The sequence below is a fragment of the Roseovarius mucosus genome, from assembly GCF_002080415.1.
GTDB lineage: Bacteria > Pseudomonadota > Alphaproteobacteria > Rhodobacterales > Rhodobacteraceae > Roseovarius > Roseovarius mucosus_A.
Genome location: NZ_CP020474.1, coordinates 3003394 through 3015179 on the forward strand (window position 1 = coordinate 3003394; position 11786 = coordinate 3015179).

The 11786-nt window shown below is 54.1% G+C and carries 7 protein-coding genes; 5 read left to right on the forward strand and 2 right to left on the reverse strand.

Annotated features, from left to right (window positions below; genetic code table 11):
- The first annotated feature begins 76 nt into the window (after positions 1-76).
- The 5 genes from ROSMUCSMR3_RS14285 (at position 77) to ROSMUCSMR3_RS21180 (ending at position 9184) form a co-directional block, all read left to right on the forward strand.
- Entirely contained in the window at positions 77-1873 is a 1797-nt protein-coding gene (locus ROSMUCSMR3_RS14285; protein ID WP_081507740.1) for a type I secretion system permease/ATPase, read from the forward strand.
- Between the two features lie 368 nt (positions 1874-2241).
- Positions 2242-5778, forward strand: a complete 3537-nt coding sequence (locus ROSMUCSMR3_RS14290) for a calcium-binding protein (RefSeq protein ID WP_157667310.1) — start codon at positions 2242-2244, stop codon at positions 5776-5778.
- A gap of 25 nt (positions 5779-5803) precedes the next feature.
- Positions 5804-7129 (forward strand): HlyD family type I secretion periplasmic adaptor subunit, encoded by a 1326-nt coding sequence (locus ROSMUCSMR3_RS14295; protein ID WP_081507742.1) that lies wholly within the window; start codon positions 5804-5806, stop codon positions 7127-7129.
- Positions 7130-7308: 179 nt separating this feature from the next.
- On the forward strand, positions 7309-7536 hold the full coding sequence (locus ROSMUCSMR3_RS21905; RefSeq protein WP_420541234.1) for a tyrosine-type recombinase/integrase: 228 nt from the start codon (positions 7309-7311) through the stop codon (positions 7534-7536).
- A 223-nt stretch (positions 7537-7759) separates the two neighbouring features.
- Positions 7760-9184, forward strand: coding sequence for a DUF6538 domain-containing protein (locus ROSMUCSMR3_RS21180; protein WP_157667311.1), 1425 nt, complete (start codon positions 7760-7762; stop codon positions 9182-9184).
- Positions 9185-10259: 1075 nt separating this feature from the next.
- Here the strand turns inward: ROSMUCSMR3_RS21180 and ROSMUCSMR3_RS14305 are convergent.
- Together ROSMUCSMR3_RS14305 and ROSMUCSMR3_RS14310 are read right to left on the reverse strand one after the other, a co-directional pair.
- Positions 10260-11011 (reverse strand): IS5 family transposase gene (locus tag ROSMUCSMR3_RS14305; RefSeq protein WP_198385534.1). Its coding sequence is split into 2 segments (ribosomal slippage): positions 10260-10681 and positions 10681-11011, totalling 753 coding nucleotides; the frame shifts between segments, so codons are not numbered across the junction.
- 82 nt (positions 11012-11093) lie between these two features.
- Positions 11094-11720 carry a response regulator transcription factor gene (locus ROSMUCSMR3_RS14310; RefSeq protein WP_198385535.1) on the reverse strand — a complete coding sequence of 209 codons (627 nt, stop codon included), beginning with the start codon at positions 11718-11720 and terminating at the stop codon, positions 11094-11096.
- Positions 11721-11786 lie beyond the last annotated feature (66 nt).

Sequence of the window (11786 nt, forward strand, 5' to 3'; positions counted from 1 at the left end):
TAGCTCCGGGCGGGTCTTGTCCTGCCCGGAGTGATTGGCTCGGTCATATTTCATTTTTCAGACGCGAGAGCACATCATGGCAAATCAAAAGAACACGTCCGGGAATGCGGCAGCCAAAGCGCTCGGTAGTATCAAGGGATTGATTGTTTTTCTGCTCCTGCTTTCAGGGGTCATCAATATTCTGGCATTGACCGGCGCTTTCTACATGCTCCAGATCTATGACCGAGCGCTGGTCAGCGGGAGCATCCCGACGCTTGTCGCAATTTCTTTTCTGGCAATTGGGCTTTATCTCTTTCAAGGCGTCTTCGACGTCATTCGCACCCAAATTCTCATTCGTGTCGGCGCGCGGCTGGACCGTCGATTGGCACCCGTCGCGCATCAATTGGTCGTCGACATGCCCCGCCTGGGATATTCCACCTCCGAGGCGCTCGAACGCGGTCGAGATGTCGATACACTGCGTGGTTTCTTCGGGTCTCAGGGACCGATTGCATTGTTTGACCTGCCGTGGATGCCAATTTTTCTCGCATTCGTCTACTTCCTGCACCCAATGTTGGGTGCCCTGACGATTGGTGGCGCATTTACTCTGGCTACACTCGCGATCGCGGCAGAATTGCGGACACGGAGTTGGAGCAGTTCCACCGTGTCAGCGACGATTGAGCGCAATGCAATCGCGGATTCGAACGCACGCAACGCCGAGGTTTTGAAGGCGATGGGCTTTGCGTCGCGCGCCGTTGCGCGTTTCTCAGCCGCCAATGATCGGCATTTGGAACTGCAAACTCGCACCAGTGACATATCAGGCACCTATAGTGCCATTTCGCGGGTGCTTCGGATGTTGTTGCAGTCGTCGATCCTCGGGCTTGCGGCTTATCTCACCATTCGCGGTGAATTGTCGGCCGGGGCTATCATCGCGGCAACCATTGCGTCGGCCCGTGCCATGGCTCCGATAGATCTAGCGATTGGAAATGCAAAGAATATGGAATCTGCGCGCACGTCATGGCGTCGCCTGCGGAACACTGTCGAAGTGCTCGAAAATCAACCCAAGCCGATGTGGCTCCCGGGACCGAAGTATAACCTGAAAGTGGAGGGCATGACTGTCGCTGCGCCAGCAACCGGAAGAGTTTTGCTCAGCGACATCACCTTTGAGGCTGCGGCAGGACAAGCTGTCGGATTCATTGGGCCGAGTGGTGGCGGAAAGACCACGCTGGCCCGCGCATTGACCGGTATCTGGCCCCCGTTGCGGGGATCAGTGCGACTGGACAGTGCCGAGTTAACGCAATGGAGTGACGACGACCGCGGGGCGCATATCGGATACATGCCTCAGGATGTCGCCCTGCTCGATGCGACGGTAGAAGAGAACATCGCGCGTCTTGCTGAAACGCCTGACCCAGAGGCGATCGTTGCTGCTGCACGCGCCGCAAATGTGCATGAGATGCTTGTGCGGCTTCCAGACGGATACCGGACATATCTAGGACCGATGGGCACGTCGATTTCGGGCGGACAGCGGCAGCGTCTGGGATTGGCGCGTGCGCTCTACAAATCACCGTTCTTGGTCGTGCTGGACGAGCCTAATGCGCATCTTGACCCCGAAGGAGAGGCCGCACTTACCGCGGCCATTGAGGGGGTCAAAAAGCGCGGCGGCATCGTTGTGCTGATCGCTCACCGACCATCAGCGCTTCAGGCATGTGACCTGATTGGCGTGATCCAGGCTGGAAAGCTGACCGCATTCGGTCCAAGAGAGCAAATTCTGAACCCGAAACCTGTTTCGGTTGCCAGCGCAACCAAGCCTTCTGTGGCCTCAGAACGGCATTCGACAGAGACACCTGTCGAAAGCCACATGTTGGATGAGGGACGCAAGGCGAAGAAGGGAGGCTGATCGTGATTGATGTCAAAAGTTTCCGCTCCGCAACGACCGCGCAATCGGACCCCGCCGACCCCTTGGGATTGGAACACCCCGAACGCAGTCAAACCAAGTTCCTCAGCGGCTGGTTCGCCGGCCTCCTAGGCTTGGGCCTCTATCTTCGCTCTTTTCTATGGTCAGACCAACATGTTGCTGCCGTGGCAGAAGACGAACCGCCGGAAGAAGACAGCAAAGATATCACTGAAAGCCGTAACACTTCGGGGCTGGCACTACATGAAAATGCCCCTGATGACAGCGTTGGAGGACCCGGGGACTCTTGGGTTGAAGAAGGACCAACGATCGTTTCATTCCGATATCCGGTGGTTTTAGGCCGCTTTGAGAGCATGTTCATCGAACCGCTGCCAGATTTGGTTTTTGGCACCGAGATTACACGCGTCACGGCGAACACCATTCTTCCGCCGTTCAACTTGTTCCCAGGCATAAACAAGTTTCCCCAAGACAACGGTGTGGAACCGGGGTCTCCACCCTTCATCCCCGATCCGAGCGACGAGACGGAACCGGACGATCCTCCGACAGTGGCAGAGGAAGAAAACCCTGATCAATATGAGACCGATCCAGAACAGGATCGCAACCGTGGCCCGCGCAACTCAAGTGCCGTTTACCTTGGGGATCTCGGCAGCGGTGCCGTCCTCGCTATTTCCCTGGCTCATCTTCTGTCTGAGACAAAGGATCACGATGGCGATCTTCTGGGGGTTTCAATCAACGGCAGCACTGTCGGTCATATGGACCCCAAAGGCGATGGCTGGCTCTATTTCGCAGATACTGATGCTTTGGGCGAGGTCCAAATCAAATACTCGATCACTGACGGCGCGCTCAGCATTGATCAGACTGCAATTTTGAACGTAATCGAAAACGTCTTTACGGGGACTGATGGCGAAGACCTGATCGTTGGCACGCGAGGGCGCGATGCAATTTTTGGATTGAACGATGACGATAATCTAGCCGGGTTTGGCGGGCGTGACAGAATTTACGGTGGCGCAGGTGATGACAATATTTCCGGCGGCGACGGCGACGATAGCCTATTTGGCAACGATGGTGATGACCTCATTGCCGGAGGAGATGGCGACGATTGGATCTCAGGCGGTGCGGGCGACGATCGTCTCTTTGGCGAGGGCGGCAACGACGTGATCTACGGAGACGCTGGCCATGACGAAATTTACGGTGGCGACGGCGAGGACAAGATTTTCGGCGGCACCGGCGACGATACCGTCAAGGCGGGTGATGGCGATGATGAGGTGCGCGGGGGAGCAGACGACGACATCCTCCACGGAGACGCTGGCAATGACCATCTCGATGGCGGAAGAGGAAAGGACCAGATCCTTGGCGGCACTGGCGATGATACCGTCGTTGCGGGGGCCGGTGATGATGAAGCATGGGGCGAGGATGGCGACGACTTGATCCATGGGGATGCAGGCGATGACGCCCTCGACGGCGGATTAGGCGACGACCAAATCCTTGGCGGCACCGGCGACGATACCGTCGTTGCGGGGGCCGGTGATGATGAAGCATGGGGCGAGGATGGCGACGACTTGATCCATGGCGACGCGGGCGATGATGTCCTCGATGCCGGATTGGGCGACGACCAGATCCTTGGCGGCACCGGTGATGATACCGTCGTTGCGGGGGCCGGTGATGACCAAGCGTGGGGCGAGGACGGCGACGACTTGATCCATGGGGATGCAGGCGATGACGCCCTCGACGGCGGATTGGGCGACGATCAAATCTTTGGTGGCACCGGCGATGATACCGTCGTTGCGGGAGCCGGTGATGATGAAGCATGGGGCGAGGATGGCGACGACTTGATCCATGGCAACGCAGGCGATGACGCCCTCGATGGCGGGGCAGGCGACGACGAGATCCTTGGCGGCATCGGCGATGATACCGTCGTTGCGGGGGCCGGTGATGACGACGTGCAGGGAGAGGATGGTGACGACCTGATCCATGGGGATGCAGGCGATGATGTCCTCGACGGCGGTGTGGGCGACGATCAGATTTTTGGTGGCACCGGCGACGATACCGTCGTGGCGGGGGCCGGTGATGATGACGCGTGGGGCGAGGATGGCGACGACTTGATCCATGGGGATGCAGGCGATGATGTCCTCGACGGCGGAGTGGGCGACGACCAAATCTTTGGTGGCACCGGCGATGATACCGTCGTTGCGGGAGCCGGTGATGATGAAGCATGGGGCGAGGATGGCGACGACTTGATCCATGGGGATGCAGGCGATGACGCCCTCGACGGCGGATTAGGCGACGACCAAATCCTTGGCGGCACCGGCGACGATACCGTCGTTGCGGGGGCCGGTGATGATGAAGCATGGGGCGAGGATGGCGACGACTTGATCCATGGCGACGCGGGCGATGATGTCCTCGATGCCGGATTGGGCGACGACCAGATCCTTGGCGGCACCGGTGATGATACCGTCGTTGCGGGGGCCGGTGATGACCAAGCGTGGGGCGAGGACGGCGACGACTTGATCCATGGGGATGCAGGCGATGACGCCCTCGACGGCGGATTGGGCGACGATCAAATCTTTGGTGGCACCGGCGATGATACCGTCGTTGCGGGAGCCGGTGATGATGAAGCATGGGGCGAGGATGGCGACGACTTGATCCATGGCAACGCAGGCGATGACGCCCTCGACGGCGGATTGGGCGACGATCAGATTTTTGGTGGCACCGGCGACGATACCGTCGTTGCGGGTGATGGCGATGACGACGTGCAGGGAGAGGATGGTGACGACCTCATCCATGGCAACGCGGGCGATGACGCCCTCGGCGGCGGGGCGGGCGACGACGAGATCCTTGGCAACGCTGGCGATGATGTCCTCGACGGCGGAGTGGGCGACGACGAGATCCTTGGCGGCACTGGCGATGATACCGTCATGGCGGGGGCCGGTGATGATGAAGCGTGGGGCGAGGATGGCGACGACCTGATCCATGGCAACGCAGGCGATGACGCCCTCGACGGCGGGGCGGGCGACGACCAGATTTTTGGTGGCACCGGCGATGACGCCTTGTCAGGGGGCACCGGCGCTGATCAGCTTGCAGGCGACAGTGGCGACGATGTGATTTTCTCAGACGAAGGCGACGACATATCCCACGGCGGAGCTGGCAATGATGTGCTGTTCGGAGGAGACGGAGACGACCTTCTGGATGGTGGAGATGACGACGACATTGTATCTGGCGATGCGGGTCAGGATAGCCTCTATGGGGGTGACGGCAATGACATCCTCTCGGGAGGGGCAGACGAAGATACTGTCTTGGGTGGGGCGGGTGATGACATTGTTGTAGCCGATGACGATAGCGCCTCCGATACCTATTCCGGTGACGCGGGCCACGATCAACTGAACTATTCCGGCGCGACAGACGGTGTCGAACTTGATCTGATCACGGGTATGGCCTCTGGCCAGAGCATCGGTGACGACAGTTTCTCGGGGTTCGAGGACTATGTCGGCTCCACAGGCGACGACCATTTCCTCGCAGGGTCTGGTCAGGCATCCCTGACAGGCAACGGCGGGTCAGACCTATATAACTTTGTACAGGGCGATACCGTTGATATCATCCGGTCAGTTTATCAGATCAATGATTTCAATAGCGATGACCGGATCTGGATTGGCTCAGGCTCGAGTCATCGGGAAATCCGCAAAGCGCAGAAATCCCTTGAGGAACGTATTGAGGATGACTTGGATGATTATGCCGACGCGCTCGATGTGGATGAACCCCGGCTGACCTATTACCACGATTGGACCGACGATTATCGCCGAACCGTCGTAGAGGTCGATTTTAACCGCGACAGGATCATTGATCTAGAGTTGCGGATCGAGGGTGACCACATCCTCTTGATTGAACACGCCTGACGCGCTGAACAGAAGGATTATTGGAATGACTAAATCTGGTTCTGTCAAAAACGCACCACAATCCCCAGCGGCATTCGACCGGCTCCGCGGGCGCATTATTCTTGGCGTTCTCATGATGTTTGGACTGTTGGGTGGTGTGGGCGCATGGGCGTTCAATGCAAACTTGACCGGAGCTGTCATAGCATTGGGGACGGTCAAGGTTGACCAGAACCTAAAGCAGGTTCAGCACCGCGACGGTGGGATCGTTGAGAAAATTTCCGTGCGCGAGGGCGATGAGGTTGATGCGGGTCAAGTCATGTTTCGTCTCGATGACGCGCAATCACGGGCAGAGCTATCAATCCTCTCTGCTCAATTGGACGAGGCTGAGGTTCGGCGCGCGCGTCTCGTTGCAGACCGTGAAGGTGCCGCTGAGGTCAGATTTCCCAAGCGTCTCTCGATGTCTGATCCACAACAAAGCGAGTTGATGTCAGGTGAACTGCGCCTCCATGCTGGGAATATCGTGAACCGCGACAATCAGCGCGAGCAGCTTGAACTCGGTATCGCTCAGGTGAACGATGAGATTGTGGCGCTCGTTTCGCAGCGCTCGGCGTTGACAGATGAATTGGCCCTTGTGGAAGAAAGCCACTCGCGTGTTGTAAACCTGTTCGAGAAAGGCTTGATCCAAATGCCTCGGGTGGATGAAGCAAAGCGTGAACTGGTTCAGATGCGTGGCAAACTTGGCGAGCTTGACGCCAATATTGCGCGGTCCCGGTCGCGGATCAGCGAGATCGAGATGCGGATTCTTTCCGTGGACGAAGTTGCAAGAAATGAAGCGCAACGGGAGCTTACGGTGGTCGAGGCACGCATTCAGGAACTGTCCGACCGGTTAACAGCGGTGCAGGACAAACTTTCACGGACGGAAATACGCGCACCGATTTCCGGGCGGATCAACGAACTGTCGGTGTTCACCGAAGGCGGGGTCATCACGCCAGCCGAGATATTGGCAACGATTGTTCCGGCCTCTGCCGAGTTGCGGATAGAGGTTCAATTGCCGACCACAGCAATAGATCAAGTCTATCTTGATCAGACGGCCCGTGTCCGGTTCTCATCCTTCAACCACCGTACAACACCTGAAATTCTCGGCACGATTTCGCACATTTCACCTGCAACGACCATTTCCGCATCCACCGGGGAGCCATTCTACATCGGCTATGTCGATATATCGCCAGAAGAGTTTGCAAGGCTGAACGGTCTAGCCTTGATGCCGGGAATGCCAACTGAAGTCTATCTCTCCACCCAAGAGCAAACTGCGGCGGCCTATTTCGCACGGCCTCTCATGGATCAATTTGAGAAGGCCTTCCGCGAAGAATGAGTGCCCTGAACCGTACCCAGTGATTTGGACCGAGAGGTCGGTCTAGGTCAATGGACACGAAAAAAGAACACATTAAAGCGTCTCGCCTTTAACCTGTGGCATATCCGGCAGTTGACGTGGTTCCAGCATGAATCGCCCCGGTTTCGCCGGACACCTATAGCTTCATTTCAAGCGACCAGATCACGCCTCACACGCTTCGCCGCACGGCAGTGACGCATCTGGTTCAGGCAGGCGTCGACTTGCCCACAGTACAGCGCATTTCTGGCCACAACACCTTGTCTATGGTTGCGCGTTACGCGCATCAACGCGGGTCACACATTGAAGCTGCAAGGGATCAGCTGGAAGGGCGGGTCAGCGGCACCCAGGAAAACAAGATCCGCAGACTAAAAACTAAAAGTTCAGCGTGATGACACACGAATTACCCCTGCACTTGGGTGCGCCAAGACAAATACTGCATAAGTCTTTGATTTTAGTGGTGCCCGGGGGCGGGACATCTCAAACTAAGCCGCGCGCGCCAATTTAGTTTTAAATTATTGTTTTTAAACAATTTTATTGAAATATAGACAAGCGGTGTGGGGTGAGGTATGCGAGAAATGTGACACAATTTGTGATACAATTTCGGAACTAGCCATGACAAATCTCATCAAGCGCGGAAACGTGTTTTGGTTCCGTATGAGGTGCCCCAAGAAGTATCGGAATGTCTTTCCTCAAAGCCATATAAGCGAGTCACTTGGCACCGATAGCAAGGTTGCTGCAGAGGCGTTAGTGCCCCAGGTGAAGCAAAAATGGCTTCTGGAGCTTGAGGCTCGTGAAACCGGAACACAATCTCCCGGTTCAACGGAGACATTTCGGGCAATGCTTCAGCTCGCAAACCGGGAGGGCTTACGCCCGGCAACGGCGACCGAGCTAGCCGAAGGCAGCCTTGATGTGCTCCTTTCCAGATTATCAAAACTGCAAACAGTAGATCCAACCGGGCAAAGTGCTCTCTTTGCAGCCACGCTTGGAGGATTTGAATTGCCTGAGACAATGATCTCAGAAGTCGCTTCAAAGATGTCAGAATATCTATCTTCACACGTTCAAAATAAGAACGCACGCCAAAAACGAACTTGGGGGAACAAGTACAAGCGTGCGAGCAAAACATTTGAAGTGGCTATTCAAGATAAACCAGTCATAAAAATTACAAAGGATGATGCGTACGCCTTTCGCCGCTACTGGGCTAATAGGGTCGATACTGAGGAAATTACTACAGCATACGCGCATAAGCACATTGGCTATCTTCGGATGATAGTTGATGCATTTTACTCTTACCTGCAGGTTGATGAATATTTTAACCCGTTTAATGATTTAAATCCAATAGAAAAACCTCGATGGGAGCGACTTTCTGCCGAGAGTCGGAAACCTGAGTTTACTCCGAAGTGGATTCAGGAAACAATTTTGACTGGCGACAAACTGAAAGGTTTAAACGAACAAGCTCGCGATATTTTGATAATTTGTGCTGAAACCGGATGTCGTCAGACTGAAATTTATGATCTTCCAGCGACATCAATTAAGTTAGCTGAAAAAATTCCGCACATCGAAATAAAACTTGAGACTGAAGGCGACAACAAAAGGGAAATTAAAACAAAGTCATCGAATAGAAAAGTTCCCCTGCTGGGTGCAGCTTTAGAAGCTATGAGGAGAAATCCTTGTGGTTTCCCAGCTTATCAAGGCAAAGGGAGCTTTAGTAATACCGTCTCTAAACACTTCAAGAAAAACGGCTTGCTTCCTTCTGAAAGTCACCAGCTTTCAGGTCTCAGACACAGTTATGAAACAAGAATGCGTGTAGCAAAAATTGATAATGAAGAACGCGCTTTCATGATGGGGCACTCGATAAGAAAGCTTCGGGGACGTGAGGTTTATGGCACGAAAACTAAACTAGAGATTCAAGCTCTACTTGCTGAGTTGGTTGTTTTTCCAACTAAAACTTGGAAGCCCAGAATGCCAAATGAAATTCATGCCTTGATTGATGAAATTCTCGAGAAAGAAGGGCATAGAGCTCGAGCCTCCGTTCTTTAATTTGTATTCGCCCACTTATTTATTCTATTTATAACTTCGGTCTTGGCCTGTAAGCTTTCAAGCTCACGCTCTAGTCGCTCAAATAGTGGTAGGTAAATTTCCCCATCTTTGCGATTTTTAATTGCAGTTGCGAGGTATTTTAGCGCCTTCGTTATGTTTTTTTCGTTGTATTCCACTTGACTGCACCCATCTCTGGGTGACTATTTACTAATGGATGGTTAAAGTCAGTTTAAAAATATGTTCATTTTGGTTCCTTTAATCAGTCAGATATTCGGTGTCCTGCCGAGTGTTTTTTCAAGTGATAGTTTTCGGAAGTATCGCTGTCGTGCCCCTACTAAAATGGGCCACCATTGAGTTGAAATTACCGCAATATGCGGGAGGATCAAGATTGTCGGAAATTAATGTAAACCGGAAGCGATCGTGCTGAAATCGCGTCAGGTTGAAGTAGTGCAAGGACAAGGCTAGGCGGTCGCTAACGCCGCTCGACAGATCACCATGTCTCATCAGACCATTTATTATCGATGGCTCAAAATTGAATGACGTATGATGGCAAAGCCGAGAGTATGAAGACCGAAAGCACCAGACAGGGTACTCTTTGATAGAAGATTTCGGGTGGACTATTTTTGAATGACGTATGATGGCAAAGCCACCAACGGAGAACATAAAAGATCAGAATACTGGTATCCCTTATTGCTGTAAGCCATTTAGCACGTAGGGCGTTCCGTGCGAGGGAGAATAATTTTCATTCTTGTAAAGAGTCATTGAGTGCCCGTTATATGAATAATTCCCGATCCTCACTCTGATACAACGATCTCTCCACCGAAATTGCGCACAGCACTGATCGCAAACACATCCTTAGCTCCTGAGGCGTCTCAGACGGTCACTGGTGATCCAACGTTAACTCTCACTTCTTTTACAGATCAGGTGACCGCTATCCCACTCAGGCTGGCTTGTGTGGCTTTCTAAATGCTAACGGAAACTCTGACCGCTTGCCCGCGTGGCCCACTTTTGCACTAGTGCTCCCAAAACCCATGAACCCATGAAAACCTAAACCCATACTAGGGGCTGTTGACGTTCATCTGAGTTGAATGATTGATGCGGCCAGTGAAATGAAGGCCTTGAATCTCTGGTCGGTCTTGCACGAGCGCATGGCGATACCTCTGTTTTCCTTGAGCTTTCCGAAATGGTTTTCGATCAAATGCCGCCATTTGTAGGTTTCCTTGTCGAACTCGGCAGGAAAGCGGCGGTTGGATTTCGGCGGGATGACTGGTGTAATGCTCCGTTCGGACAGCGCGGTTCGGAGCCAATCGGCATCGAAGGCGCGATCCGCTAGCAGGTGATCTGCGGCGAGCGTGTCGATCAGCTCCGGCACGCCGCGCAGGTCATGCGCTTGCCCCGGCAACAGGCGGAAGTCGACAAGGTTGCCAAGCGCGTCGATCTGGGCAACGATCCTAGTCGTCATGCCGCCGCGCGAGGCCCCTATGGCCTGGCTCTGAGTCCCCCTTTTGCGCCCTGGCCGGAGCGGTGGACCTTGACGATGGAGCCGTCGATCATCGCGTATTCGAAGTCGGCGTCCGCAGCCAAGGTTCTGAACATGTTGTAGAAAGCATCAGCTTTCACCCACCGCCGGAACCGCTTGAATACAGAATTCCACTTCCCGAATTCGACGGGCAGTTCCCGCCATTGCGCACCGGTTCGCACAATCCACAACACAGCCTCCAAGAACAGACGTGGATCGCGTCCGGTTTGGCCGGGATCTGTGGTCTTGCCAAGGCAGAAAGGTTCTATGACCGCCCATTGGGCGTCGGTCAAGACATGACGGGTCAAGGCTGCTCTCCTCTGTTTGCAACCTTGAATCAGACCTCACAACAAATAGGAACCCTGAACGTCAACAGCCCCTAGAATGACCTCAGATTATACCAAGTTGCTTTGCTCTGACGGCGGCGCTTGCCCGATTGGTTGCACCTAATATCATGCAGATTTTCCGAACATAGGATTTAACGCTAACCTCTGACACTTGGATCATCCAGGCTATTTCCTTGTTCGTTTTGCCCTCTGCGATTTTACTTAGCACCAGCAAATCACGTTCCGTGAATGACTCCGTGCTTCCTTTGGCACTAGGCTCATTCTGAGACGCGCGAACAAAAACCTCGCCAGAGGACACCAAGCGTATGGCGCTTTCCAGAGATTTGAGCGGTAGGCTTTTAGGGATCAAGCCCATACACCCAAGCTCTAACGCCGCGTTAAGATCATGGGGATTAGCGGTTCCGGAGAAAAGAACGACGGCTCCCGGCTCATTAAGCTTTATAAGCGACGCAATGCTATCCATGCCCTTCATGTCAGGCATGACGAGATCAAGCAATACGACGTCCATCGGCCCATTTTCTTTGATAAAACTTTCTGCCCCTTGGAAAGAGTTGCAGACGGCTACGTTGAAATCGCTTGAACTAGATAAGAAGTTTGCGACTGCTTCTGACACTAGCTTGTGGTCATCGACCACTAGAATGGACAGCGTCGGCTCTTCCTGATTGTTCATCGTGTTCTCTTTTCGGTTTTCTAAACCTCGAGCTGACATCATAATCAGCTAAAGCATTTGGGTGTG

Coding starts and splice junctions, on each gene's coding strand:
- ROSMUCSMR3_RS14285 (WP_081507740.1), top strand. CDS start 77: ATGGCAAATCAAAAGAACACGTCCGGGAATGCGGCAGCCAAAGCGCTC.
- ROSMUCSMR3_RS14290 (WP_157667310.1), top strand. CDS start 2,242: ATGTTCATCGAACCGCTGCCAGATTTGGTTTTTGGCACCGAGATTACA.
- ROSMUCSMR3_RS14295 (WP_081507742.1), top strand. CDS start 5,804: ATGACTAAATCTGGTTCTGTCAAAAACGCACCACAATCCCCAGCGGCA.
- ROSMUCSMR3_RS14310 (WP_198385535.1), bottom strand. CDS start 11,720: ATGAACAATCAGGAAGAGCCGACGCTGTCCATTCTAGTGGTCGATGAC.
- ROSMUCSMR3_RS21180 (WP_157667311.1), top strand. CDS start 7,760: ATGACAAATCTCATCAAGCGCGGAAACGTGTTTTGGTTCCGTATGAGG.